Source organism: Sphingomonas naasensis (assembly GCF_004792695.1).
Taxonomy (GTDB): Bacteria; Pseudomonadota; Alphaproteobacteria; order Sphingomonadales; family Sphingomonadaceae; genus Sphingomonas; species Sphingomonas naasensis.
Genome location: NZ_SRXU01000009.1, coordinates 105446 through 130030 on the forward strand (window position 1 = coordinate 105446; position 24585 = coordinate 130030).

Sequence of the window (24585 nt, forward strand, 5' to 3'; positions counted from 1 at the left end):
CCTTCAGCTGGCTGCCGGGCGCGCGACGGGTGCCGCGGCCGGCGGCGTCGGGGCCGGCGCTTCGAGCGCGGCCCGTTCGATCTCGAACAATCCCTGGCGCGCCGCGATATAGCGTTTGGCGGCGCTCACCCAGCTCTCCGCGCTCGCGACGCCGGGCATGTGCACCACCTCGGCGAGCGCCGCCTCGACATCGCCGTGATCGAGCGCGAGCCGCGCGCGGCGTAGCCGGTCCGATGTGCGCGGGCTCGGCGATTCGGCCTGGCGGAGCACGACGAGGTCGCCGAGCACGCGGCGGACGCGCATCCACATGCTGTCGTCGGCGCCGGTGGCGAGCCGCGGCGCGATCGTTCCGAGCGCCAGCCGCAGATCGCCGAGCGTCACCGGCTCGGCCGATGCGCGCAGGATCGTCGCCACCGCTTCGCCATGGTCCTCGGCGAAGCGCTGGCGCAGCTGGCCTTCGAGCGGGCCGAGCGGCTGGCCGCGCTCGAGCGCGCGGCGCACCCCTGCCGCGATCAGCAACTGCTCGGCGCGACTGGCATAATTGGCGGCGTTGCGCGCGCTGCCGCTGACGTCGCGCAGGCGCAGCTCGAGCTGGTCGAGCTTGCCGGCAAGCTCCTGCTCGCGCGCATTCAGCGTGGCGATATCGGTGCCGGCGGGCAGCGTCGCGGCGCGATTCGGCTCGGGCTGCGCCGCTTCGATCGGCGCGGGCACGGGAGTCGGCCCAGTCGCGATGCCGCCGCCGCCGAGCTGGAAGGCGGCCGCGGTCACGGCGATTCCGCCAGCAAAGGCAAGGCCGCCAATGAGATAGTGGGTCCGCGTATCGGCGCCGCGGGTGGGCTCCGCCGCGAGGGGCTCGTCGCTCATGCCCCCCTTATTCGCCGCGCCGCCCGCGCGGTCAATCGGCGAGCGCGATCGCCGCGGCGATCATTGCTTCGCTGCTGACCGTCCGGGGCACCACCAGTTGCTCCCAGCCGCCCCCCGCCGCTGCCGCCGCCGGCGCGCTGACGGCGACCAGCGCGATGCCGCCGCGATCGATTCCCGCGGCGTCGACCAATTCGGCGAGCCACGCGGCGGCGCGCGCCGATTGCACCAGCGCGATGCTGCCGGCGAGGCCGGTCAGCGCCTCGGGCGTGCGGGGTTCGCTGGCATAGACGGTGCGCACCGCGCCGACGATTCCGCCCGCCGCGATCGTTCGCTCGCGCCCGGCCAGATGCAGCGCGCGGCGAATCCCCGCCGCCTCTGCCTCGGCGAGCAACGCGGCCGCGCCGTCCTCGCCGACATGCGCCACGTCGAAGCCCGCGCGCCGCGCCGCGTCGGCGGTCGCCTTGCCGACCGCGTGCACCGGCAGGCGGTGCAGCGTCGAAAGGCCCGGCCCGCCATGGCGCAGCGCATTGGCGCTGGTCAGGATCAACGCGTCGAAATCCTCCGCGGCGGGGATCTGCCACGCCACCGGGCGCACGTCGAACAGCGGCAGGCGGATCGCGCGGCGCCCGCGCGCCTCGATCGCCGCGGCGGTCACGCGGTTGCCCGGCTCGGGCCGCAGCACCGCGATCGCGCGGCTCATCCGCCGAACAGCGCGCGGATCGCTTCGGGCGCGCGGAACAGCAAGTCGCGCGCCACGGCGATCGGCAGCGTCGGATCGGTCGGCGCGCCCGCTTCCTGCGCCGCGACATGGACGCTGCCGTCTTCCGAGAGCAGCTCGGCGCGCAGGGTCATGATCGCGCCCTCGATCACCGCCAGCGCCGCGACCGGCGAATGGCAATCGGCCTTGAGCGCCGCGAGCAGGCCCCTTTCCGCGGTCACGCAGGCATGCGTTTCGGGATGGTCGATCTTCGCCAGCAGCGCGCGGGCATGCGCGTCGTCGGCGCGGCACTCGATCCCCACCGCGCCCTGCGCCGGCGCCGGCAGCATCAGATTGATCGGGATCGGCGTGCCGACGTCATGACGTCTCAATCGATCGAGCCCCGCGGCGGCGAGCAGCGTTGCGTCGACTTCCCCGGCGGCGAGCTTGGCGAGGCGGGTGTCGACATTGCCGCGGAACAGCACGATCTCGAGATCGGGCCGCAGCCGGCGCAGCTGCGCGGCGCGGCGCGGCGAGCTGGTGCCCACCACCGCGCGCACGCCGAGCGCATCGATCGAATCGGCGCCGATCAGCCGATCCTGCACGTCGGCGCGCGGGAGCATCGCCGCGATCGCGATCTCCGCCGGACGGAAGGTCTCGACGTCCTTCATCGAATGCACCGCCGCGTCGATCTCGCCGTCGAGCAATGCGCGGTCGAGCTCCTTGGTCCACAGCGCCTTGCCGCCGATCTCGGCGAGCGCGCGGTCCTGCACCTTGTCGCCGGTGGTGCGGATCGGAACGATCGTGATCGCATCGGGCGCCAGCGCATGCGCGGCGGCGAGCGCATCGCGCACGAGATGGGCCTGTGTGAGGGCAAGCGGCGAGCCGCGGGTGCCGAGGCGGAAGATGGGCATGCTTGCGCTAATGCCCCCGCGGACTAATTGGATGCAATGGCGCTGATCCTTGGCCTCGAATCGAGTTGCGACGAAACCGCCGCCGCGCTGGTGACCAGCGATCGTCGCATCCTCGCGCACAAGCTCGCCGGCCAGGAAGCCGCGCACCGCCCCTATGGCGGCGTCGTTCCCGAGATCGCGGCGCGCGCGCATGTCGAGGTGATGGCGCCTCTGGTCGAGGCCGCGCTCGCCGAAGCCGGGGTGACGCTGGATCAGGTCGACGCGATCGCCGCCACCGCCGGGCCCGGGCTGATCGGCGGGGTCATGGTCGGGCTCGTCACCGGCAAGGCGCTCGCGCTCGCCAGCGGCAAGCCGCTGATCGCGGTCAACCATCTCGAAGGCCATGGCCTATCGCCGCGGCTCGCCGATCCCGATCTCGCCTTTCCCTATCTGCTGCTGCTCGTATCGGGCGGGCATTGCCAGCTGCTGCTCGTCGAGGGCGTCGGCGCCTATCGTCGCCTCGCCACCACGATCGACGATGCCGCCGGCGAGGCCTTCGACAAGACCGCCAAGCTGCTCGGGCTCGGCTTTCCCGGCGGGCCGGCCGTCGAGAAGGCCGCGGTGCGGGGCGATCCGCGGGCCGTCCCGCTCCCGCGCCCGCTGCTCGGCTCGGCCGAGCCGCATTTCTCCTTCGCAGGACTCAAGAGCGCCGTCGCGAGAGTCGTCGGCCAGTACAGCGCCGAGGATATCGCCGCGTCGTTCCAGCAGGCGGTGGTCGATTGCCTGCTCGATCGCACCCGTCGCGCGCTCGAATCGGTCGAGGCCAGCGCGCTGGTCGTCGCCGGCGGCGTCGCGGCCAATGCCAGCGTCCGCGCCGCGCTCGAGCGGCTCGCCGGCGAGCACGGCCGGCGCTTCGTCGCGCCGCCGCTATGGCTGTGCACCGACAATGCCGCGATGATCGCCTGGGCCGGCGTCGAGCGTTTCGCCGCGGGTCTCACCGACCCGCTCGATTTCCCCGCGCGGCCGCGCTGGCCGCTCGATCCGGGGGCAGAGAAGGTGCGCGGCGCAGGAGTGAAGGCATGAGGATCGCAGTGATCGGTGGTGGCGCCTGGGGCACCGCGCTCGCGCAGGTCGCCGCGCGCGGCGGCCAGCCGGTGACGCTCTGGGCGCGCGAACCCGAGGTCGTGGAAGGCGTCAACGTCAATCACGAGAACCGCGCGTTCCTCGCCGGCGTCGCGCTTTCGCCGACCATCCGCGCCACCGGCGACCTCGCCGATCTGGCAGGGCACGACGCGCTGCTCGTCGTCGCCCCCGCCCAGCATGTCCGCGCGGTACTGGGCGCCGCGCCGGTCGGGTCCACGCCGCTGGTGCTCTGCGCCAAGGGGATCGAGACCGGCAGCCGGCTGCTCGTCGGCGAGGTCGCGCAGCAAGTCGCGCCCGCCGCGCCGATCGCAGTGCTTTCCGGCCCCACCTTCGCGCACGAGGTCGCTGCCGGAAAGCCGACCGCGGTGACGCTCGCCTGCGAGGACGAAGACCTGCGCAACCGCCTCGCCGAGCGCATCGTCGACCCCGCCTTTCGCGTCTATGGCTCGGCGGACGTCATCGGCGCCGAGATCGGCGGGGCGGTCAAAAACGTCCTCGCGATCGCCTGCGGGGTGGTCGAGGGCGCGGGGCTCGGGCTCAACGCCCGCGCCGCGCTGATCGCGCGCGGTTTCGCCGAGATGACGCGCTTCGGGCTCGCGCGTGGCGGTCAGGCCGAGACGCTCACCGGGCTGTCGGGGCTCGGCGATCTCGTCCTCACCTGCAGCTCGACCAATTCGCGCAATTTCTCGCTCGGCGTCGGGCTCGGCCAAGGCAGAAGCGCCGCCGCGTTGCTCGCCGATCGCAAGACCGTCGCCGAGGGCGCGCACACCGCGCCCGTGCTCCGCGAGGCGGCGCGCGCGGCGAGCGTCGACATGCCGGTGGTCGAGGCGGTCAATGCGCTGCTCGAGGGCGTCCCCGTCCGCCAAATCGTCGAGGCCCTGCTCAGCCGCCCGTTGCGCGAGGAAGCGCAATGAAATGGGCGGCGATGCTGCGCGGCATCAATCTCGGCAAACGCCAGCTCAAATCGGCCGAATTGAAGGCAGTGGTCGAGGGGATGGGCTTCACCGAGGTCAAGACGATCCTCGCCTCGGGCAATGTCGTGTTCGAGGCGGGCGACGCGAAGCCCGAGGCGATCGAGCGCGATCTTCATGCCGCGCTGGAGAAAGCGACCGGGCTCAAGTCCGAGGTCTTCGTCCGCGATCGCGCCGAACTCGCCGAACTGGTCGAGAACAACCCCTTTCCGGCGGAAGCCCGCGAGCGGCCGAGCTTCCTGGTGGTCAGCTTCCATCGCGAGCCGGTCGACAAGGCGGCGATCGAGCGGGTGGCGCACTGCTATGACGGCCCCGAACGGATGGTCGTGATCGACCGCGAGCTGGTCACCGATTTCCCCGACGGCCAAGGCCGCTCGAATCTGATTCCGGTGATGCAGAAGGCCAAGCTCTCGCAGGCCAACACCGGCCGCAACTGGAACACCGTTCTCAAGCTGCTCGCCGCGCTCGACGGCTAGAAGTCGACCGCGACTCCCTTGCGCTCCCAATCGCCGTAGCGAGTCGGGTCGAGCGGGTCGTTCGAAGGGGACGCGGGCGCGGGTTTGGGCACCGGCGGGCTCTTCGAGAGATGCTGCGGGGGCTTCACATGGCTCGGGCGCTGGCCCATGGCACTGGCTCCAATGAGTAAAGCCCCCAATCGTCCCCGCCGCCCGGGCGGTCAAGAGCCGGATGCCCCGGGCGTCCCCGCGCGCCGCGCCGCACTGAAGCTGCTCGACGCGGTGCTGCGCCGCGGCCTCGCGCTCGAGCAGGCGCTCGATTCGGCCGCGCAGGGTCTCGCGCCCAACGATCGCGGCCTTGCCCATGCCATCGCCGCCGAATCGCTGCGCCGCCTCCCCGATCTCGATGCGCTGATCGATTCGGCGACCCAGCGCGACTTGCCCGAGGACGCCAAGGCGCGGTTCGCGTTGCGCATCGCGCTCGTCCAGGCGCTCGCGCTCGGCACCCCCGGCCATGCCGCGATCGCCACCGTGCTGCCGCTCGTCGATGGCGGCCCGCGCAAGCTGGTGCACGGCGTGTTCGGCACGCTGTCGCGGCAGGGCGCCACTTTGCCCGAGCCGCCGACGCTGCCCGATCCGGTGGCGCTGCGCTGGCACGCTGCCTGGGGCGACCAGATGATCGAGGATGCCGAGCGCGCGATCGCGGTCCCGCCGCCGCTCGACCTCACCCTGCGCGACCCGGCGCGCGCCCCCGATCTGCCGGGCCAGAGCCTGCTCCCCGGCCATCTCCGCCTCGACGAGCGCGCGTCCGTTCCCGGGATCGAAGGCTATGGCGAAGGCGATTGGTGGGTGCAGGATCTCGCCGCCTCGCTCCCCGCGCGGCTGCTCGGCAAGGGCGCAGGCACCGCGCTCGATCTGTGCGCCGCACCCGGCGGCAAGACGCTCCAGCTCGCCGCCGCCGGCTGGGAGGTCACCGCAGTCGACATCTCCGAAAGTCGTCTCGCGCGACTTGCCGAGAATCTCGATCGCACCGGACTGAAGGCGGACGTGGTCGCCGCCGATCTGCTGCGCTGGCAACCTTCCGCACCCGCCGACGCGGTGCTGCTCGACGCGCCGTGCAGCGCCACCGGCATCTTCCGCCGCCACCCCGATGTGCTTCACCGCGTCCGCCCGTCGCTGATCGCCGAGATGGCCGCGCTGCAGACGCGCCTGCTCGCGCGCGCAGCCTTATGGGTGAAGCCGGGCGGCGCCCTCGTCTTCTCGACCTGCTCGCTCGAGCCGCAGGAAGGCGAAGCCCAGCTCGACGCCTTTCTCGCCGCGCATCCCGATTTCGCCCTCGATCCCGTCCGCGGCGAGGAATTGCCGAGAGGGATCGCGCCACGCGCGGACGGCAGCCTGCGCCTCCTCCCCGGCATGCTCGCCGATCAGGGCGGTCTCGACGGCTTCTTCATCGCCCGGCTGCGTCGCACCGGCTGAAGCCGGTCATTTTCGGTACGATCGTCGAGCCCCGCGCTGTTGCGCCCGAGTCGCGCCATGCTAAGGATTCACCCATGCCGCAGGTTCGCATCGCCCCCTCGATCCTTTCCGCCGATTTCGCCCGTCTCGGCGAGGAGATCCGCGCGATCGACGCCGCCGGGGCCGACTGGATCCATGTCGACGTCATGGACGGCCATTTCGTCCCCAACATCACGATCGGCCCGGGGGTGATCAAGGCGCTGCGCCCGCACACCGCCAAGCCCTTCGACGTCCATCTGATGATCGCGCCGGTCGATCCGCTGCTCGCCGCCTTCGCCGACGCCGGCGCCGACACGATCTCGGTCCATCCCGAGGCCGGGCCGCACCTCCATCGCACGCTCCAGACGATCAAGGCGCTCGGCAAGCGCGCCGGCGTGGTGCTGAACCCGGCGACCCCCGTCGACGTTGTCGACCATGTCATGGACCTGATCGACCTGATCCTCGTGATGAGCGTCAACCCCGGCTTTGGCGGGCAGAAGTTCATCGAGAGCCAGCTGCCCAAGATCAGCGAGCTGCGCCGCCGGATCACCGCGTCGGGCCGCGCGATCGATCTCGAGGTCGATGGCGGAGTCGATCGCGAGACCGCGCCGCGGGTGATCGCCGCGGGCGCCGACGCGCTGGTCGCCGGCACCGCCACCTTCACCGGTGGCCCCGATCGCTACGCCGCCAATATCGCGGCGCTGCGGGGCGGATGAACGACGAATCGCCCGGGTCCGCCGCCGACGGAGTCGAGGAAGGCAAGCGGCTCATCCGCACCGGCGGCGATCGCGGGCTGAGCCTCGCCGAACGCATCTCCGAACGTTTCCAGCGCCTCACCTGGGGCACCCCGCTCCACGCGATGCGGTTGCGCGGCCGCCATCCGCTCAAGCTGATCGCGATCCCCGACGATCCCTTTTTCGGCGAGGCCACCCGCGGCAATGCGCTGCTCGAGGGCAAGATCCGGTTTCGCGGCGAGGAGCGCGCGATCGACTCGCTCGATTTCGCCAATCCCGATTGGTCGCCGGCGCTCGGCGACCATCTGCAGAGCTTCGCCTGGCTGCGCGACCTGTCGAGCGTCGCGACGCGCGCCCGCGGCGTGCCGATTGCCGAGGAGATCATGCGGCGCTGGATCGTCGCGCATGGCGAGAAGGTCTCCGAACCTGCGTGGCGCGCCGATATCTGGGGCCGCCGCATCCTGTTCTGGACCGCGCACGCGCCGCTGATCCTGTCGTCGACCGATCTCGTCTATCGCTCGAGCGTGCTCCACGCGCTCGCTCGCGGCGCGCGGCATCTCGATCGCGGCGCCGATCGCGTCCATCCGGGCAATGCGCTGATCGCGGCATGGTCGGGGGTGCTGGTCGCCGGTCTCGCGATGCCCGGCGGCGATCCGCGTCGCGCCTATGGCGAGAACGGCCTCAAGCGCGCGCTCGAGCAATCGGTGTTCGAGGATGGCGGCAGCGTCACGCGCTCGCCCGTCGCGCAGATCGAATCGATCCAGTTCCTCACCCTGGTCGGCGAGGCCTATGCCGCGCGCCGGCTCGAGGCGCCCGGTTTCGTCGAGGCGACGCGCAATCGCATGGTCACCGCGCTGCTCGGCCTGTGCCATGGCGACAAGGGGCTTTCGAGCTGGCAGGGTTCGGGCCCGATCGATGGCGAGATCGTCGCGCAGCTGGTCGAGGCCACCGGGGTGCGCACCCGCCCGCTCAAACAGGCGCGCGAATGGGGCTATCAGCGCCTGTCGCAGGGGCAGAGCGTGCTGATCATGGACGCCGCGCCGCCGCCGCTCGCCCGGCTGGTCGAAGGCGGCTGCGCCTCGACGCTGGCGTTCGAGCTTTCCGACGGGCCCGATCGGATCGTGGTCAATTGCGGCGGCGCGCGCGCCGCGCTGGCCAAGGTGCCGACTGCGCTGGTCGAGGGCCTGCGCACCACCGCCGCGCATTCGACTCTGGTGCTGAGCAATAGCAATTCGACTGCGATCCATGCCGACGGCACGCTCGGGCGCGGGGTGGTCGAAGTCGAGCTGGCGCGCCACGAGACCGACACCGCCAGCCGGATCGAGGCGAGCCATGACGGCTATGTCCGCCGTCACGGCTATCTCCATCGCCGCGTCGTCGCGATGTCGCCCGACGGGCGCGACGTCCGCGGCGAGGACATGCTGCTCCCCGCCGATCGCCGCAAGCACAAGACGCCCTCGGTGTTCGTCATCCGCTTCCACCTGCACCCGCAGATCGAAGTCACCCCCACCGCCGACGGCCTCGCCGCGATCCTGCGCACCGCCTCGGGACATCTCTGGCAGTTCCGCTGCAAGGGCGGCAGCCTCGCGATCGAGGACAGCGTCTGGGTCGATGCCCGCGGGCGGCCGCTGGCGAGCCAGCAGCTCGTCGCCACCGGCGCCACGCCCGCAGGCGGCGCCAATGTCAGCTGGCTGTTCCACCGCGCACGATAGGGACAAATAGGGGTTGCGATGCGAGGCTCGGTCCTTAGGAGGACGGGCCATGGATCAGGTCACCATCAAGCGCGCGCTCCTCTCGGTCTCGGACAAGACCGGGATCCTCGAACTCGGTCGGGCGCTTGCCGCCAAGGGTGTCGAGCTGGTCTCGACCGGCGGAACGGCCAAGGCGTTGCGCGATGCGGGTCTGGAAGTGCGCGACATCTCCGATCTCACCGGCTTTCCCGAGATGATGGACGGCCGGGTCAAGACGCTCCATCCCAAGGTCCATGGCGGCCTGCTCGCGGTGCGCGACAATCCCGAGCATGTCGCCGCGATGGACGAGCATGCGATCGGCGCGATCGATCTCGTAGTCGTGAACCTCTATCCCTTCGCCCAGACCGTCGCCCGCGGCGCGGCGCGCGACGAGATCATCGAGAATATCGATATCGGCGGCCCGTCGATGGTCCGCTCGGCCGCGAAGAACCATGATTCGGTCGCGATTCTCACCGATCCCGCCGATTATGCGCTCGTCCATGGTGGCAGCACCACGCTCGAGCAGCGCCGCAAATTCGCCGCCAAGGCCTATGCCGCCACTGCCGCCTATGACGCCGCGATCGCCAGCTGGTTCGCCTTCGCCGATCAGGGCGAAGCCTTCCCACAGACGCTCCCGGTCGCGCTGACCAAGGGCCCGGAGCTGCGCTATGGCGAGAATCCGCATCAGTCGGCGGCGCTCTATCTGCCGCAGACCGGCGCGCGCGGCATCGCGCAGGCCGAGCAGCTCCAGGGCAAGGCGCTGAGCTACAACAACTATAACGATGCCGATGCCGCGCTCGAGCTGGTCGCCGAGTTCAAGGACGGCCCGCCCACCGTCGTCATCGTCAAGCATGCCAATCCTTGCGGCGTCGCCACCGGGGACACGCTCAAGGAGGCGTATCTCGCCGCGCTCGCCTGCGATTCGGTCTCGGCATTCGGCGGCATCATCGCGGTCAACCGCAAGCTCGACCGCGAGACCGCCGAGGCGATGGTCGGCATCTTCACCGAAGTCGTCGTCGCCCCCGATGCCGATGCCGATGCCCGTGCGGTCTTCGCCGGCAAGAAGAATCTCCGCCTGCTCGTCGCCGGCGAACTTCCCGACCCTGCCCGCCCGGGGCTGATGCTCAAGTCGATCGCCGGCGGCATGCTCGTCCAGTCGCGCGACAATGGCCGGCTCGGCGAGCTCAAGGTCGTGACGAAGCGGGCGCCGAGCGAGCAGGAGCTCGCCGATTGCCGCTTCGCCTGGACCGTCGCCAAGCACGTCAAGTCGAACGCGATCGTCTATGCCAAAGGCGGCAGCACCGCAGGCATCGGCGCGGGGCAGATGAACCGGCTCGAATCGGCGCGCATCGCCGCGTGGAAGGCCAAGGACGCTGCCGACAAGGCTGGCTGGGCCGAGCCGCGCACGCTTGGCTCGGCGGTCGCCTCCGACGCCTTCTTCCCCTTTGCCGATGGGCTGCTCGCCGCGGTCGAGGCGGGCGCCACCGCCGTGATCCAGCCCGGCGGCTCGATTCGCGACGACGAGGTGATCGCCGCCGCCGACGAAGCCGGACTTGCGATGGTGTTCACCGGGATGCGGCATTTCCGCCACTGATCGCGACCAAGTTTCAGGTCAGCCTTGCTGACCTTCTCGACAGCGGCGTTGAAATTTTATAACAAGCGTCCGGAACCCGAGTCCGTGCGTTCTCCGAGCGACACGGTCCGTAATTCGGAGAGATCATGGACGCGCCGCGCGCCAATTTGCCGCCGCTGTCGTTGCACGTGCCGGAACCGCGCTTCCGCCCGGGCGACGAAGCCGATTTCAGCACTGTCGACGTTCCCCCGGCCGGGGCGGCACGTCGCCCCGACACCGCCGAGCCTGCGAGCAGCTTCCACGAGCTGGCCTATACGCTGGTCCGCGTGCTCGACGAATCGGGGCAGGCCGTCGGCCCGTGGAACCCGCGGCTCGATCCCGAGGCGCTGCGCAAGATGCTCCGTGCGATGGCGCTCACCCGCGCGTTCGACGAGCGGATGTTCCGCGCCCAGCGCCAGGGCAAGACCAGCTTCTACATGAAGTCGACCGGCGAGGAGGCCGTCTCGGTCGCTGCCGCGATGGCGCTGGCCAGCGACGATATGTGCTTCCCCTCCTATCGCCAGCAGGGGATCCTGATCACGCGCGGCTATCCGCTGATCACGATGATGAACCAGATCTACTCGAACAAGGGCGATCCGCTGCAGGGCCGCCAACTGCCGATCATGTACTCGTCGAAGGAGACCGGTTTCTTCTCGATCTCGGGCAATCTCGCGACGCAATATCCGCAGGCGGTGGGCTGGGCGATGGCGAGCGCCGCCAAGGGCGACACCCGCATCGCCGCGACGTGGTGCGGCGAGGGCAGCACGGCGGAGGGCGACTTCCACTCGGCGATGACCTTCGCGACCGTCTACAAGGCGCCGGTCATCCTCAACGTCGTCAACAATCAATGGGCGATCAGCAGCTTTTCCGGCTTCGCCGGCGCCGAGGCGACGACCTTCGCGGCGCGCGCGGTGGGCTACGGCATCGCCGGGCTGCGCGTCGACGGCAACGATGCGCTCGCGGTCTATGCCGCGACGCTGTGGGCGGCCGAGCGCGCGCGGACCAATCAGGGGCCGACGCTGATCGAGCATTTCACCTATCGCGCCGAGGGCCATTCGACCTCGGATGACCCGACTGCCTATCGCTCGGCGGGCGAGCCCAATGCCTGGCCGCTCGGCGATCCGATCCGGCGGCTGAAGGATCACCTCATCGCGCTCGGCGAATGGGACGAGGAACGCCATGCCGCGCAGGACCTCGCGCTCGCCGAGGAAGTGAAGCGCGCGCAGAAGGAAGCCGAGAAGAACGGCATCCTCGGCCACGGCATGCACCAGCCCTTCGAGACGATGTTCGAGGGCGTGTTCGAAGAGACGCCGTGGCATTTGAAGGAACAGTCCGAACAGATGATCGCCGAGCGCAAGGCGGCGGGGATATGAGCGCCGGGGACGAAGCGGGCGCGATGGTCCGCATGAACATGATCCAGGCGATCAACTCCGCCATGGACGTGATGATGGCGCTCGATTCGAACGTCGTCGTGATGGGCGAGGATGTCGGCTATTTCGGCGGCGTCTTCCGCGCCACTGCGGGGCTGCAGGCCAAATATGGCAAGACCCGCGCGTTCGACACGCCGATCACCGAGATCGGCATCGTCGGCGTCGCGATCGGCATGGGGGCTTATGGCCTGCGCCCGGTCCCCGAGATCCAGTTCGCCGATTACATCTATCCGGCGCTCGATCAGCTCGTCTCGGAAGCGGCGCGGCTGCGCTATCGCTCGAACGGCGATTTCACTGCGCCGATCACGGTGCGCTCGCCCTATGGCGGCGGCATCTTCGGCGGCCAGACCCACTCGCAGTCGCCCGAGGGCATCTTCACCCATGTCTCGGGGATCAAGACGGTGATTCCGTCGACTCCCTATGACGCCAAGGGGCTGCTGATCGCCGCGATCGAGGACAATGATCCCGTCCTCTTCCTCGAGCCCAAGCGCATCTATAACGGCCCGTTCCACGGCCATTATGACCGCCCCGCCAAGACTTGGGCCGATCACCCCGGCGCCGACGTGCCCGAAGGCCATTACCGCGTCGAGCTCGGCAAGGCCGCGACGGTCCGCACCGGCGAGGCGCTGACCATCCTCGCCTACGGCACGATGGTCCATGTCGTCGCCAACACGGTCGAGGAGCTTGGAGTCGACGCCGAGATCATCGATCTGCGCACCCTGGTGCCGCTCGACATCGAGGCGATCGAAGCCTCGGTGAAGAAGACCGGGCGCTGCATGATCGTCCATGAGGCGACGCGCACCTCGGGCTTCGGCGCCGAGCTTTCCGCGCTCGTCCAGGAACGCTGCTTCTACCATCTCGAAGCCCCGATCGAACGCGTCACCGGCTTCGACACGCCTTATCCCCACAGCCTCGAATGGGCCTATTTCCCCGGCCCGGTCCGCATCGGCGAGGCGCTCAAGAAGATCCTGAAGGACTGACCGCGATGGCTCGTTTCACGTTTCGCCTGCCCGATATCGGCGAAGGCATCGCCGAGGCCGAGATCGTCGCCTGGCACGTCAAGGTCGGCGAGCGCGTCGAGGAAGACCAGCAGGTCGCCGACATGATGACCGACAAGGCCACCGTCGAGATGGAATCGCCGGTGTCGGGCGTCGTGCTCGAACTCGCCGGCGAGGTCGGCGATCAGGTCGCGATCGGCTCGGCGCTGATGGTCGTGGAGACCGACGGCGACGGCGCGGAAGCTCCGGTTTCCGAGGAAATCAAGGAGCAGGTCGAGGCGGAGAATCCGGGGGTCGAAGAAGTGGTTGAACCTTCCCCCGAACCCACTCGTGCTCCGGCGAAGGCCGGAGCGCTGGAAGGAGACCAGCCCACCAGCCCCGCAACGCTCCGGCCTACGCCGGAGCACGCGGTGGAGGCGCCGCGCGAAAAGCACGTCCTCGCCTCCCCCGCGGTCCGCGCCCGGGCCAAGGATCTGGGCATCGACCTCGCCGAGGTGAAGGCCGACGGCAACCATGTCCGTCACGCCGATCTCGACGCCTATCTGCGCTACGGCCAGGGGCAGGGCTATCACGCCCCGCACGCGTCGCGCGCCCGCGAGGACGCGCCGGTCAAGGTCATCGGCATGCGCCGCCGCATCGCCGAGAACATGGCCGCATCGAAGCGCGCGATCCCGCACTTCACCTATGTCGACGAGATCGACGTCACTGCGCTCGAGGCGATGCGCGGCGATCTCAATGCCCATCGCGGCAATCGTCCCAAGCTGACGATGCTGCCCTTCCTGATCGTCGCGATCTGCCGGACGATTCCCGACTTCCCGATGATCAACGCGCGCTACGACGACGAGGCGGGCGTGGTCACCCGCTACGGCCGCGTCCATCTCGGCATGGCGACCCAGACCGATGCCGGGCTGATGGTCCCGGTGATCCGCGACGCGCAGGACAAGAATGTCTGGCAGCTCGCCGCCGAGATCACCCGCCTCGCCGAGGCCGCGCGCACCGGCAAGGCGAAGAGCGAGGAATTGAGCGGCTCGACGCTCACCGTGACCTCGCTCGGCCCGCTCGGCGGGATCGCCACAACCCCGGTGATCAACCGCCCCGAAGTCGCGATCATCGGTCCCAACAAGATCGTCGAGCGCCCGATCTTCCAGGGCGACGACATCGTCCGCGCCAAGCTGATGAACCTGTCGATCAGCTGCGATCACCGCGTCGTCGACGGCTGGGATGCCGCTTCCTATGTCCAGGCGCTCCGGAAGCTGCTCGAGACCCCCGTGCTGCTATTCACGGACTGACACGCCGCCGTAACGGAAGGCATGGCGGAGCGTCACGCGGGGATGCTAGCGAGCGGCATGCGTTTCGATCTGATCCAGTCGCTCAGCCTCGCCGGCGAGGCCGGCATCCCCAATGACGATCGCGCCGGCGCGCGTGACACGCTCGGCTGGGTGATCGACGGCGCCACCGACCTCGGCCCGCCGGGGCTCGTCGGTTCGCGCGGCGGCGCCGCCTGGCTCGCCGACGAAGCCAGTGCCGCGCTCGCGCATGCCGCCGACGCGCCCGCGGGCGAGATGCTCGCCGCGCTCGCCATGCGTATGGCGGAGCGCTTCGCCGAAGCCCGCGCGCGCGAACCGGTCGGCCGCTGGGAGCTGCCGATCGCCGCGCTCCTCCTCGCCCGGCTCGCCGGCGACGCCCTCGAATGTGCATGGCTCGGCGACTGCGCTGGCCTGCTCCGCCGCACGACCGGCGAGGTCGTCCGCCTCGGCCGGCTGCCGGTCGAGCGCGACCGCGAGACCGAATTGGCGAAAAGCCTCGCCAGCCATGGGCTGGGCACCATCAAGGGTCGCGACGATGCCGTGATCGAGACGCTACGCGGCACGCGCGAGCGGCCCGGTCTGGTGGTGCTCGGCGTCGAGGGGGCGACCGACGGCGCCGAATATCAACGCGCTGCCTGCGCGCCGGGCGACGAGTTGCTGCTGATGACCGACGGCTTCGCGGCGCTCGTCGACAGCTACGATGCCTATGACGCGGCGGCGTTGATGGCTGCGGTCGCCCGCGACGGGCTGGCACCGCTGGCGCTGCAGCTGCGCGCGATCGAGACCGGCGATGCCGCCTGCACCCGTTTCGTGCGGTTCAAGACCTCGGACGACGCCACTGCGTTGTGGCTGCGCATCGGTGGCTGAGCGCTAGCGCGGCGTGCGGAAGCCGTTCGCCGCCAGCCAGCGCATCGCCAGCCCGCCCGCCGCCGCCTTGAGCGCCGCGCCGATCAGGAAGGGCTCGACACCACTCGCCCAGGCGCGCGCCATGCTTTGCCCCTGCCACGCCAGCCATGCCGCGCCGCCGGCGAGGCAGACCGAGTTGCCGATCAGCATTGCCGCGATCGCCAGAACCCAGCTGCGGTCCCAGCCGCGTGCCATCAATGCCCCGACCAGCGCCGCGGCCACCGGAAAGGCGAAGAGATAGCCGGCGGTTGCGCCCTCGAACTTCGCCAGCCCCGCGCCGCCGCCGGCGAGCACCGGCAATCCCGCCGCGCCCAGCGCGAGCCATAGCGCCACCGCCAGCCCGCCGTGGCGCCAGCCGAGCAATGCGCCGGCGAGCGTCACCGCCAGCGTCTGCAGCGTGACAGGCACCGGAGCCATCGGGATTTGCACGCGCGAAGCGAGGGCGAGCAGCCCGATCGTCGCGGCGGTCGTGACCAGCCAGCCAAGAATGCGCATGTCCCGCGTCCTAGAGTCTGGTGCCGGCAAGGCAATCCCGGCTTGGCGCATTTGCGGCGACGGCCTAGCATCGGCGCATGCATTATCTGCTCCGCTACACGCTCGCCGCCGACTATCTCGATCGACGCCCGGCCTTCCGCGACGTGCATCTCGCGCGGGCATGGGCCGCGGTCGAGCGTGGCGAGTTGCTGCTCGGCGGCGCGGTCGGCGATCCGGTCGAATCGGCGCTGCTGCTGTTCACCGATGCCGAAGCGGCGCGCGCCTTCGCCGCGGCCGATCCCTATGTGACCAAGGGACTGGTGACGCAGTGGCACGTCGTGCCGTGGCACACGGTGGTCGGCGCCGACGCGGCGGCACCGGTCAGGCCCACCACCTGACCCTTCGCCGCCCGGGCCGGCGGTGCGCTGGCCCGACAAGAGTTGCTTGCCGGCCCCCAAGCGGGTCGCGCTTGCCCGCGGCCGATTGGCGGGCGAAGGGGGCGCATGCGTAATTCGTCCCAGCCCGGCGCCGCGGGCCTCGCCTTCGGTGTCGGCTCGTACACGCTCTGGGGCGTATTGCCGCTCTACATCCATCTGCTGAAGGACGTCCCCGCGCTGCAGGTGCTCGCGCATCGCGTGCTCTGGTCGCTCGGGTTGCTGCTGCTGCTGATCGTCGTGCTGCGCCGCGCGCCCGGCATCCTCGCTGCGGCGCGCGGCCGCACCTTGTTGCTGCTCGTCGGCAGCGCGCTGATGATCGCGATCAACTGGATCGTCTATATCTGGGCGGTGCAGAACGGCCATGTGCTCGAGGCGAGCCTCGGCTATTTCATCAATCCGCTGGTCAATGTCGCGCTCGGCTTCGCCTTTCTGGGCGAGCGGCTGCGCCGGCTCCAGGCGGCTGCGATCGGCGTCGCCGCCATCGGCGTGCTGGTCCTCGCGATCAGCGGCGGCGGCGCGCTGTGGCTGTCGCTGATGCTCGCATTGAGCTTCGGGCTCTACGGCCTGCTGCGCAAGGTCGCTGCGATCGACGCGCTCGGCGGGCTGACCGTCGAGACGCTGCTGCTCGCCCCGTTCAGCGTCGCGTTGCTGCTCCATGCCAGTCAGGCGGGCACTAATGCCTTCGGCCAGTCCGCGCATCTCGATTGGCTGCTCGCGCTCGCCGGTGTCGTCACCGCGCTGCCGCTGCTGCTCTTCGCTGCCGCCGCGCGCCGGCTGCCGCTCGCGACGCTGGGGCTGCTCCAATATATCGCGCCCTCGCTCCAGTTCGCCGAAGCCGTGCTGATCTTCGGCGAGCCGGTGCGCCAGGTGCACATCGTCACCTTCACGCTGATCTGGGCCGGCTGCGCGCTCTATGCATTCGACAGCATCCGCGCGGCCCGCACCCCGACGCCCGCCCGAATCTGACATTCAACCATATGGTTGACTAAACGGCGGAACATGGTCAAGTTCAACCATATGGTTGAACAACGACTCGACACGACCTTCCACGCGCTGGCCGATCCGACCCGCCGCGGCATGCTCGCCACGCTCGCGCTCGGCGAGAAATCGATCGGCGAGCTCGCCGAACCCTTCGCGATGAGCTTCGCCGGCGCCGCCAAGCATGTGAAGGTGCTCGAAGGCGCGGGGCTGGTCGCGCGGCGCAAGGTCGGCCGCAACCAGCTCTGCCGGCTCAACGCCGGCCCGCTCGCCGAGGCCGACAAATGGCTGCGCCAATGGGAGCAGTTCTGGACGCTGCGGCTCGATCGGCTCGAGGCGCTGATCGCCGAAGATCAAAACGGAGGACGCGTATGACCAGGGCAACCCCCTTCCTCATGTTCCAGCACGGCAAGGCCGAAGCCGCGCTCGACTTTTATGTCGAGACCGTCCCCGGCAGCCGCATCGTCGCGATCGAGCGGTTCGGCGCCGAGGGGCCCGGGCCCGAAGGCACGATCCTGCGCGCCCATGTCGAGATCGCCGGCCAGCCGGTGATGGTGCACGACAGCTTCATCGTCCACGGCTTCGATTTCACTCCCTCTTGGTCGTTCTTCGTCGAGTGCGCCGACGAGGCCGAGACCGAGCGGCTGTTCGCGGCGCTCGGCGAGGGCGGCGGGGTGCTGATGCCGCTCGACAATTATGGCTGGAGCCGCCGCTTCGGTTGGGTGTCCGATCGGTTCGGTGTCGCGTGGCAGGTCAATCTGCAATGAGCGCGCCGGTCATGCTCAGCCTGCGGCACGATTATGCCGCACCCGCGGCGCGCGTGTTCGATGCCTGGCTCGACCCGGTGCAGGCCGCGCGCTTTCTGTTCGCCACGCCGGAAGGCGAGATGGTCCGCGCCGAGCTCGACCCGCGCGTCGGCGGCAGCTTCCTGTTCGTCGATCGTCGTGCCGATGGCGATGCCGAGCATCATGGCCGCTATGTCGAGATCGATCGCCCGCACCGGCTGGTCTTCCTGTTCCGCGGTCCCGGCACCGCGCCGGACGAATGGTCGCGCGTCGCGGTGGACATCGTCGAGCGCGGCCGCGGCTGCACGCTCACCCTCACCCACGAGATCCCGGCCCAATGGGCCGATTATGCCCAACCGGTGCGCAAGGGCTGGACGATGATCCTCGCCAGCCTCGCGCGGATATTGGAGAGCTGAAATGGCCGACACCTTCACCGCCGAAACCCTGCGCTTCGAGCGCGAGCTTGCCGCCCCGGTCGAGACCGTCTGGCAATATCTGGTCGATCCCGAGCTGCGCGCGCGCTGGTTCATGGGCGGGCCGACCGATCTGCGCGAAGGCGGTGCGATCGGCATGACGATGCGGCACGGCAATCTTGCCGACGAAGCCGATCCGATGCCTGAACGCTACGCGCCCTATGACGGCAAGGCCTGGTCCGAGAAGATCACGCGGCTCGAGCCGGCGCGGCTGATCGCCTTCACCTGGTCGGGCGGCGAGGCCGGCGAGGTGACGATCGCGCTCGAGCCGCTCGGCGACACGCGCACCCGTCTGACGCTCACCCATGCCGGGCTGCGCGGCCCTGACGACGCCCGCAATTTCGGCGGCGGCTGGGGCTCGCACCTCGCGGTGCTCGAACGCCGGCTCGAGGGCAAGCACATCGCCAGTTTCTGGGCCCTGCACGCGCAGGCCGAGGCCGCCGCGGCAAGGGCGCTCGGGCTGGGCTAGGGGATCTCGAACAGCCCCGCCGCGCCCATCCCGCCGGCGGTGCACATCGACACCACGACGAAGCGCGCGCCGCGCCGCCGCCCCTCGATCAGCGCATGGCCGACGAGCCGCGAGCCGGTCATCCCGAACGGATGGCCGATCGCGATCGCGCCGCCATTGACGTTGAGCCTGTCGGGATCGATGCCCAGCGTGTCGCGGCAATAGAGGCACTGGCTGGCGAACGCCTCGTTGATCTCCCACAGGCCGATGTCGGCGACGGTCAGCCCGGCGCGGGCAAGCAACTTTGGCACCGCGAAGACCGGGCCTATCCCCATCTCGTCGGGCGCGCAGCCGGCGACCTGGAAGCCGCGATAGATGCCGAGGATGTCCTTGCCCTCGACCTCGGCGGTGGCGCGATCCATCAGGATCTGCGCGGCCGCCCCGTCGGAGAGCTGGCTGGCGTTGCCGGCAGTGACGTTGCGGCCGTGCTGGACGAAGGCGCCGTCCTTCCAGACGGTCTTTAGGCCTGCCAGCGCCTCGGCGGTGGTGCCCGGGCGGATGCCTTCGTCGCGGGTGACGGTCACTGTCTCGCTGCCGGTGCGGTTGCCTTCCTTGTCGAACAGCGCCTTCTCGACGGTGATCGGCGCGATCTCGGCGTCGAAGGCGCCGCGCTCGAGCGCCGCCGCGGCGCGCTGCTGGCTGGTCGCGGCGAAAAGATCCTGCGCCTCGCGGCTGATCCCGTAGCGCTCGGCGACGATCTCGGCGGTCTCGATCATCGGGATATAGGCCGCCGCAACCTGCTCGATCACCGAGCGGTTCACCACGCGCGGCGCGTTCTTCATCGTCAGGCTGATCGACTCCATGCCCCCGGCGAGCGCGACGTCGATCTCGTCGGTCATGATCGATCGTGCCGCCAGCGCGATCGCGGTCAGCCCCGAGCCGCATTTCCGATCGAGGCTGAAGGCGGGAACGCTATCGGGAATGCCCGCGGCGAACAGCGCGAGCCGCGCCATGTTGCCGCCCTGCGTCCCCCATTGATTGCCCATGCCATAGAACACGTCGTCGATCCGTGCCGGATCGATCCCGGCGCGCTCGATCGCCGCGTTCATCACGTGCGCAGCGAGTATCGGTGCCTCGGTATCGTTGAAATAGCCGCGGACGGCCTTGCCGACACCGGTCCGCGCCGTGGAAACAATGGCAGCCTCTCGCATGCAGGACTCGCTTTTCGAGTTTCGGGTATGGTTGTCTGTCTAGAGCCGTCTCCCCTGATTGCAAGACTCAGTCGGTAAAGCGCGGTGCCCGCTTCTGCATATTGGCCATCACCGCCTCGATCTGGTTGGGCGAGCGTAGCAATCCCGCCTGCGCAACGCTTTCGCCGACCAGAATCGCGGCCGCCCCGCCCTCGAGATTGGCCAGCTGCTTGGCCGCGCGGATCGCATCGGGGTTGCGCCCCGCGATCGCGCGCGCGAGCGCCATCGCCTCGGCCTGCGGATCCTCGGCGATCCGGGTGACGAACCCGAGCGCCCGCGCTTCCTCCGCCCCGAACTCGCGCGCGGTGTAGACCAGCTCGCGCAGCGCATCGTCGCGCACGGTGCCGCGCCACAGCGCGAAGCCGGCCATATCGGGGACGATGCCCCATTTCATCTCCATCACCGACAGCCGCGCATCGGGCGCCGCGATCCGTATGTCCGCGCCGCTGGCGATCTGCAGCCCGCCGCCGAACGCCACGCCGTGCACCGCCGCGATCACCGGCACCGCCAGGCTGCGCCAGCCCCACGCGACTTGCTGGAAATCATTGGCGAGCCCGTGGGTGCGCGCCGCCAGATCGACGCCCGATCCGCCGCTCGCCATGCTCGCCATGTCGAGCCCCGCGCAAAAGCCGCGGCCTTCGCCGGAGAGCACCACCGCGCGCAGCCCGGGCATCTCGGCCAGCCGGGCGATCGCGTCGATCAGGCCGGCGAACATCGCCGGATCGAGCGCATTGAGCTTGTCGGGCCGGGCCAGCCGGACCTCGGCGACATGGTCTGCGAATGCGATGGTGACGCGCTGCTCGGCCATTTTCGGGTTCCTCTTCTCGGGCCATGCTAGCCCAGATCACGGCTGCGGGTCAGCCCGTGCGATCAGCCGATAGCCGCGCCCCTTGTCGGTCACCAGCATCGGCGCCGCGAAGCCGCGATCGAGTTTGGCGCGCAAACGCGAGACATGGACCTCGACGACATTGGTTCCCGGATCGAAGCGCAAACCCCAGACCGCTGCGAGCAGCTCCTCGCGCGCGATGCTGCGCCCGGCCGAGCGCGCGAGGTGGAGCAGCAGGGCATATTCGCGCGGCAACAGCGCGATCGCGCGGCCCTCCCGCTCCACCCGCCGTTCGACGGGATCGATCCGGAGGTCGCCCAGCGTCACCGCCGGCACACGCGGAGCCGCGCGGCAAGCCGGGCGACGATCTCGCCCGGGCAGGCGGGCAGCGTCACGGCGTCGTCGGCGCCCGCGTCCAACGCGCTCTCGACGCTGGCCCCGCAATCGCGCGCGAGCACCAGCAGCAACGCGCCGTGCCAGCCTTGCCCGCGCACCATCGCGACGCACGCCGCGGCGTCGCGGCCGTCGAGCGCGATGATCGCCGCCTGCGCGCCGCTCGGCCCCAGCGCGGTCGCCGCGATCGGGAGCAGGGCAAGGCCGCGCGCATCCGCCGCCCGCCGGAGATCGGGCAAGTCGAGTGCGCATGCGACAATTCCCGCCACCGCACGAACCTAGCGCGCTATTCAGCCGATTCGGACGAAAACATCTCCGTTACGGAGCTGTCCGCGCTGCCAGCCGCAACCGGGCCTGGCCGGCGAGGCCTGCCCGCGGCGAGGCGGCGGCGCGTTCGAGCAAGGCCTCCGCATCGGCCGGCATCGCCGAGACCAGCGCGTCGAGCGCGGTCAGCCGCATGCGATCGCAGGGATGCCGGGCAAGAAATGCGGCGGCGAGATCCTGGCCATTGCCGACATGCACCGCAATCGCGAGCAGCGCCTCGGCGGCGGTGCAGGTCAGGCCCTCGGCGATCGTGCCGCGGCGGATGTCGAACCGATATTGATCGAGCCAGGGCTGGGCCGGATCGGCGCCGAGAATGTTGAGCGACACCGAGAATGCGTCAGGCGGCAGCTGGAGGTGCACGTCGCGGCGCATCCGGTAGAGCATCAGCTTGCCCGGCTCGAGCCGCGAATGCTCGACGAAGCGCAGCCCGGCATGCTCACCCGGCAACCCGGTCACCGCGGCCACGTCATATTCGAAATAGTCGCTCCAATAGCCGGGCCCGACATAGCCATAGGTGAGGAACGGAAAATTGTGATCGTGCGGCAAGTCGTAGAAAAAGGCGGCGGCGCCGCTGGCGCGCACCGTCGGATCGGCGCGCGCCGGCCAGAAATTGGCGCGTAGCACATAGCGGCCATTGGGCGGGCGCAGCAGGAAGACCTGCGCGCCATAGCCGTTTCCGCGATGCTGGCCCTCGCATCGGCCCTTGAGCTCCTCGATCGCGAGATCGGCGAGAAAGTCGCGGTTGCGCCCCAACCGGGCGAGCAGCGGGCCGAGCGCCGCGAAAGCATCCTCGTCGCGGACGTCGACCGGGGCGGCGTCGAGCGCCTCGACCAGATCGTCGAGCCCGATCGCGTCGCCGGCACCGGGATCGATCAACCGGGGCATCGCGCCGCCTCGGCAAGGCGTTGCGCCACCACCGGCAGCATGCGCGTGGCGGCGGCGCGAACCTCGGCATGCGCATCGCTGCGCGCCATCGTCGCGAGACGGGGCAGCGCAGCGGCGGCGTCGAGCGCCAGCCATTCGCGCATCGCCGCCCAGCGCAGATGGAATTGCGGTGCCTCGGTCGCGGCGGCAAAGCAGGGCGATGCGTCGGTCCGTCCGGCGACGCGTAGCAGGTGCAGCAGCATCCCGATGCGCGACGGCCGGTCGTCGCCATCGCCGACGCGGAGCAGCGCCCGGCTGGCGCGGTCATATTCGCGCAGCAGCGGCGCGGCGCCCGCGCGGATCGTCGCGACCAGCGTGACCACGTCGCCGGCGGCGTCGCGGATCAATTGCGCCTCGCGCCGGCCATCGGTCCGGTGCAGCATCCCGTCGCGCAGCGCGATCGGTTCGAGCGCCGTGCACTGCGGAGCCTCGTCGGCGCGAAACTGCGCGTCGATCGGTTCGGCCCACCACCGCGCCAGATGGGCGCCACCGGCACGGATCGTCCGGGTGATCGAAACGCGGCCGGTGAAGACGATGGTCGCCGGCGGCGGCAGCGCCGCCATTGCCGAAGCGCGCGTGACGCTCGCCGCGATCGACGCTGCCGGGCAGTCGAAAAGCACTGCGCCGATCCGCAGCGCGTCGCGATGCACCTTGAACGGCGGCTCGAAGAAAGGATCGCCGGCGAGCGCGGTCACCAGCGGCGCGAGCAGCGCCTCGACCCAACCGCCATCCGCCAGCAGCGCTTCTGCGCGCGCCGTGGCAGCCTCGGGCGCGCCGGCAGGATTGTCCGGGCCCGGGCAACCGGCGAAAGCGTCCGTCGCGGCGCGGTACGCGGCGCTGGTGCGCCACGCCGCGTTCGTTCGGGCCGAGCGTTCGCGGGCCGCGAGGAGCGCGGCGCAGATCGTCGCGTCCATGCCGCGCGCTCCGGTCAGCCCGGCACGATCTCGTAGATCAGCACGGCGATCCCGACGAGCAGCTCGAAAAGATCGTCGGCGCTCGCCATCTCCGCGACGCGCACCGCGCCGTGCACCGCCACTTGCGTCCCCAGCTCGACGATCTCGCCGGGATCGATTTGCACCAGCCCCATCTGCTCTGCCTCCGCCAAACAAGTCCCGCCACGAGGCTAGCGCGGGGCCGCTCCCGGCGCACATTACAACGCTGTAATCGCCGGGATCCCGCGGGTTTGCGCGCTGCCCCTGCGCGCGCTAGGGCGAGGGGATGAGCGATAGCGAGACGCCGGCCGGGCGCGCGTTCGATCCCAGGCGCCTGTTCGGCGGCCGCTTCGGCGGGCACGGCGGCAGGCTGGGGATCGTCTATCACGACCATGGTGAAGACTGGGCCGAGCTGGCCTTGCCCTATCACCCCGATCTGATCGGCGATCCGGCGTCGGGCGTGCTCGCCTCGGGGCCGATTCTCGCGTTGATGGACATGGCGACGAGCGTCGGCGTCTGGCTCAAGCTCGACGCGTTCAAGGGGCATGCGACGCTCGATCTGCGCATCGACTATCTCCGCCCCGCGCGGCCCGGGCGGACGGTGATCGGCCGCGGCGAATGCTATCGGATCACGCGTTCGATCGCCTTTGTCCGCGGGCAGGCGCATGACGGCGACCCGAACGATCCGCTCGCGCATGTCGCGGGGACGTTCATGGCGGTGGAGGGCTATTGGTGATTCCCTATGCCGAACTGCTCGGGCTCAGCGTCGAGCCCGGCGAGACCGCGCCGACCTATGTGATGCCCTTCGCGGTCGACGTGATCGGCCGCCCCGGCTTTCTCCATGGCGGGGCGATCGGCGGGCTGCTCGAAATGGCCGCGGTCGGCGCGCTCAAGCAGGCGCTTGCCGACGAGGGCGCGGTGCGGATCAAACCGATCAACCTGACCGTCGACTATATGCGCGGCGGCCGCGACAAGCCGACCCGCGCCCGCGGAACGGTCACGAGGCTCGGCACACGCGTCGCCAATGTCGAGGCGGTGGCGTGGCAGGACGAGCCCGATCGGCCGATCGCCGCGGCGCGGATGAACTATCTGATCGTGCGCTGACCG

31 protein-coding genes are annotated in these 24585 nt (G+C 70.2%); 19 read left to right on the forward strand and 12 right to left on the reverse strand.

What is annotated here, in order from left to right:
* Window positions 1–3: 3 nt before the first annotated feature.
* From E5A74_RS18200 to hemC, 3 genes are read right to left on the reverse strand one after another with little or no spacing between them, the layout of a single operon-like run.
* On the reverse strand, window positions 4–864 hold the full coding sequence (locus tag E5A74_RS18200) for a hypothetical protein (protein ID WP_135987053.1): 861 nt from the start codon (window positions 862–864) through the stop codon (window positions 4–6).
* Window positions 865–895: 31 nt separating this feature from the next.
* Window positions 896–1564: a uroporphyrinogen-III synthase gene (locus E5A74_RS18205; RefSeq protein ID WP_135987054.1), complete on the reverse strand. Its 669-nt coding sequence runs from the start codon at window positions 1562–1564 to the stop codon at window positions 896–898.
* Window positions 1561–2475 carry a hydroxymethylbilane synthase gene (hemC, locus tag E5A74_RS18210; protein ID WP_206365911.1) on the reverse strand — a complete coding sequence of 305 codons (915 nt, stop codon included), beginning with the start codon at window positions 2473–2475 and terminating at the stop codon, window positions 1561–1563. Before hemC ends, E5A74_RS18205 begins: the two co-directional genes overlap by 4 nt.
* Before the next feature lie 36 nt (window positions 2476–2511).
* Between hemC and tsaD the strand changes: the two genes are divergently transcribed.
* The 3 genes from tsaD to E5A74_RS18225 are packed head-to-tail and all read left to right on the forward strand — an operon-like array spanning window position 2512 to window position 5044.
* A complete protein-coding gene (gene tsaD / locus E5A74_RS18215; protein WP_135987055.1) occupies window positions 2512–3537 on the forward strand; it encodes a tRNA (adenosine(37)-N6)-threonylcarbamoyltransferase complex transferase subunit TsaD in 1026 nt (341 codons plus the stop codon).
* Window positions 3534–4511: an NAD(P)H-dependent glycerol-3-phosphate dehydrogenase gene (locus E5A74_RS18220; protein WP_135987056.1), complete on the forward strand. Its 978-nt coding sequence runs from the start codon at window positions 3534–3536 to the stop codon at window positions 4509–4511. The genes tsaD and E5A74_RS18220 overlap by 4 nt, the downstream gene beginning before the upstream one ends.
* Window positions 4508–5044: a DUF1697 domain-containing protein gene (locus tag E5A74_RS18225; RefSeq protein WP_135987057.1), complete on the forward strand. Its 537-nt coding sequence runs from the start codon at window positions 4508–4510 to the stop codon at window positions 5042–5044. The genes E5A74_RS18220 and E5A74_RS18225 overlap by 4 nt, the downstream gene beginning before the upstream one ends.
* On the opposite strand, the gene E5A74_RS18230 is transcribed toward E5A74_RS18225, so the two are convergent.
* Complete coding sequence (locus E5A74_RS18230) at window positions 5041–5193, reverse strand: DUF1674 domain-containing protein (RefSeq protein ID WP_135987058.1); 153 nt, start codon at window positions 5191–5193, stop codon at window positions 5041–5043. The two genes, E5A74_RS18225 and E5A74_RS18230, sit on opposite strands and share 4 nt — an antisense overlap.
* Window positions 5194–5206: 13 nt before the next feature.
* Between E5A74_RS18230 and E5A74_RS18235 the strand changes: the two genes are divergently transcribed.
* From E5A74_RS18235 to E5A74_RS18270, 8 genes are all read left to right on the forward strand, one after another.
* Window positions 5207–6499 carry an RsmB/NOP family class I SAM-dependent RNA methyltransferase gene (locus E5A74_RS18235; protein WP_135987059.1) on the forward strand — a complete coding sequence of 431 codons (1293 nt, stop codon included), beginning with the start codon at window positions 5207–5209 and terminating at the stop codon, window positions 6497–6499.
* Between the two features lie 74 nt (window positions 6500–6573).
* Complete coding sequence (gene rpe / locus E5A74_RS18240) at window positions 6574–7233, forward strand: ribulose-phosphate 3-epimerase (RefSeq protein ID WP_135987060.1); 660 nt, start codon at window positions 6574–6576, stop codon at window positions 7231–7233.
* Entirely contained in the window at window positions 7230–8963 is a 1734-nt protein-coding gene (locus E5A74_RS18245) for a heparinase II/III family protein (RefSeq protein ID WP_135987061.1), read from the forward strand. Before rpe ends, E5A74_RS18245 begins: the two co-directional genes overlap by 4 nt.
* Window positions 8964–9012: 49 nt before the next feature.
* A complete protein-coding gene (gene purH, locus E5A74_RS18250; protein ID WP_135987062.1) occupies window positions 9013–10575 on the forward strand; it encodes a bifunctional phosphoribosylaminoimidazolecarboxamide formyltransferase/IMP cyclohydrolase in 1563 nt (520 codons plus the stop codon).
* 125 nt (window positions 10576–10700) lie between these two features.
* Window positions 10701–11966: a 3-methyl-2-oxobutanoate dehydrogenase (2-methylpropanoyl-transferring) subunit alpha gene (locus tag E5A74_RS18255; protein WP_135987063.1), complete on the forward strand. Its 1266-nt coding sequence runs from the start codon at window positions 10701–10703 to the stop codon at window positions 11964–11966.
* Between the two features lie 32 nt (window positions 11967–11998).
* On the forward strand, window positions 11999–13003 hold the full coding sequence (locus E5A74_RS18260) for an alpha-ketoacid dehydrogenase subunit beta (protein ID WP_135987121.1): 1005 nt from the start codon (window positions 11999–12001) through the stop codon (window positions 13001–13003).
* Between the two features lie 5 nt (window positions 13004–13008).
* The gene (locus E5A74_RS18265; protein ID WP_135987064.1) at window positions 13009–14310 is read left to right on the forward strand and encodes a dihydrolipoamide acetyltransferase family protein; all 1302 of its coding nucleotides are present in this window, start codon (window positions 13009–13011) and stop codon (window positions 14308–14310) included.
* A gap of 57 nt (window positions 14311–14367) precedes the next feature.
* Window positions 14368–15195, forward strand: a complete 828-nt coding sequence (locus tag E5A74_RS18270) for a protein phosphatase 2C domain-containing protein (RefSeq protein WP_135987065.1) — start codon at window positions 14368–14370, stop codon at window positions 15193–15195.
* Window positions 15196–15198: 3 nt separating this feature from the next.
* On the opposite strand, the gene E5A74_RS18275 is transcribed toward E5A74_RS18270, so the two are convergent.
* Window positions 15199–15729 carry a biotin transporter BioY gene (locus E5A74_RS18275; RefSeq protein ID WP_206365912.1) on the reverse strand — a complete coding sequence of 177 codons (531 nt, stop codon included), beginning with the start codon at window positions 15727–15729 and terminating at the stop codon, window positions 15199–15201.
* Between the two features lie 77 nt (window positions 15730–15806).
* Between E5A74_RS18275 and E5A74_RS18280 the strand changes: the two genes are divergently transcribed.
* The 6 genes from E5A74_RS18280 to E5A74_RS18305 all read left to right on the forward strand — a co-directional run bounded on the left by E5A74_RS18280 (window position 15807) and on the right by E5A74_RS18305 (window position 18850).
* A complete protein-coding gene (locus E5A74_RS18280) occupies window positions 15807–16106 on the forward strand; it encodes a YciI-like protein (RefSeq protein WP_135987067.1) in 300 nt (99 codons plus the stop codon).
* A gap of 105 nt (window positions 16107–16211) precedes the next feature.
* Window positions 16212–17111 carry an EamA family transporter RarD gene (rarD, locus tag E5A74_RS18285; protein WP_135987068.1) on the forward strand — a complete coding sequence of 300 codons (900 nt, stop codon included), beginning with the start codon at window positions 16212–16214 and terminating at the stop codon, window positions 17109–17111.
* 51 nt (window positions 17112–17162) lie between these two features.
* The gene (locus E5A74_RS18290) at window positions 17163–17498 is read left to right on the forward strand and encodes an ArsR/SmtB family transcription factor (RefSeq protein WP_206365913.1); all 336 of its coding nucleotides are present in this window, start codon (window positions 17163–17165) and stop codon (window positions 17496–17498) included.
* Complete coding sequence (locus E5A74_RS18295; protein WP_135987070.1) at window positions 17495–17890, forward strand: VOC family protein; 396 nt, start codon at window positions 17495–17497, stop codon at window positions 17888–17890. Before E5A74_RS18290 ends, E5A74_RS18295 begins: the two co-directional genes overlap by 4 nt.
* Window positions 17887–18324, forward strand: a complete 438-nt coding sequence (locus E5A74_RS18300) for an SRPBCC family protein (RefSeq protein WP_135987071.1) — start codon at window positions 17887–17889, stop codon at window positions 18322–18324. The genes E5A74_RS18295 and E5A74_RS18300 overlap by 4 nt, the downstream gene beginning before the upstream one ends.
* A gap of 1 nt (window position 18325) precedes the next feature.
* Complete coding sequence (locus E5A74_RS18305; protein ID WP_135987072.1) at window positions 18326–18850, forward strand: SRPBCC family protein; 525 nt, start codon at window positions 18326–18328, stop codon at window positions 18848–18850.
* Here E5A74_RS18305 and E5A74_RS18310 read toward each other — a convergent pair.
* The 7 genes from E5A74_RS18310 to E5A74_RS20990 all read right to left on the reverse strand — a co-directional run bounded on the left by E5A74_RS18310 (window position 18847) and on the right by E5A74_RS20990 (window position 23633).
* Entirely contained in the window at window positions 18847–20040 is a 1194-nt protein-coding gene (locus E5A74_RS18310; RefSeq protein ID WP_135987073.1) for an acetyl-CoA C-acyltransferase, read from the reverse strand. The two genes, E5A74_RS18305 and E5A74_RS18310, sit on opposite strands and share 4 nt — an antisense overlap.
* A 67-nt stretch (window positions 20041–20107) precedes the next feature.
* Entirely contained in the window at window positions 20108–20887 is a 780-nt protein-coding gene (locus tag E5A74_RS18315) for a crotonase/enoyl-CoA hydratase family protein (protein WP_135987074.1), read from the reverse strand.
* A 36-nt stretch (window positions 20888–20923) separates the two neighbouring features.
* The gene (locus E5A74_RS21285) at window positions 20924–21232 is read right to left on the reverse strand and encodes a winged helix-turn-helix domain-containing protein (protein ID WP_240699877.1); all 309 of its coding nucleotides are present in this window, start codon (window positions 21230–21232) and stop codon (window positions 20924–20926) included.
* Window positions 21229–21567, reverse strand: a complete 339-nt coding sequence (locus tag E5A74_RS21290; protein ID WP_240699878.1) for a response regulator transcription factor — start codon at window positions 21565–21567, stop codon at window positions 21229–21231. The genes E5A74_RS21285 and E5A74_RS21290 overlap by 4 nt, the downstream gene beginning before the upstream one ends.
* A gap of 49 nt (window positions 21568–21616) precedes the next feature.
* On the reverse strand, window positions 21617–22507 hold the full coding sequence (locus E5A74_RS18325) for a transposase (protein ID WP_135987075.1): 891 nt from the start codon (window positions 22505–22507) through the stop codon (window positions 21617–21619).
* The gene (locus tag E5A74_RS18330; RefSeq protein ID WP_135987076.1) at window positions 22495–23460 is read right to left on the reverse strand and encodes a hypothetical protein; all 966 of its coding nucleotides are present in this window, start codon (window positions 23458–23460) and stop codon (window positions 22495–22497) included. The genes E5A74_RS18325 and E5A74_RS18330 overlap by 13 nt, the downstream gene beginning before the upstream one ends.
* A gap of 14 nt (window positions 23461–23474) precedes the next feature.
* On the reverse strand, window positions 23475–23633 hold the full coding sequence (locus E5A74_RS20990; RefSeq protein ID WP_166745744.1) for a hypothetical protein: 159 nt from the start codon (window positions 23631–23633) through the stop codon (window positions 23475–23477).
* 131 nt (window positions 23634–23764) lie between these two features.
* Between E5A74_RS20990 and E5A74_RS18335 the strand changes: the two genes are divergently transcribed.
* Both E5A74_RS18335 and E5A74_RS18340 read left to right on the forward strand, forming a co-directional pair.
* Window positions 23765–24214, forward strand: coding sequence for a PaaI family thioesterase (locus tag E5A74_RS18335; RefSeq protein ID WP_135987077.1), 450 nt, complete (start codon window positions 23765–23767; stop codon window positions 24212–24214).
* Window positions 24208–24582 (forward strand): PaaI family thioesterase, encoded by a 375-nt coding sequence (locus E5A74_RS18340; RefSeq protein WP_135987078.1) that lies wholly within the window; start codon window positions 24208–24210, stop codon window positions 24580–24582. Before E5A74_RS18335 ends, E5A74_RS18340 begins: the two co-directional genes overlap by 7 nt.
* Window positions 24583–24585: the final 3 nt, after the last annotated feature.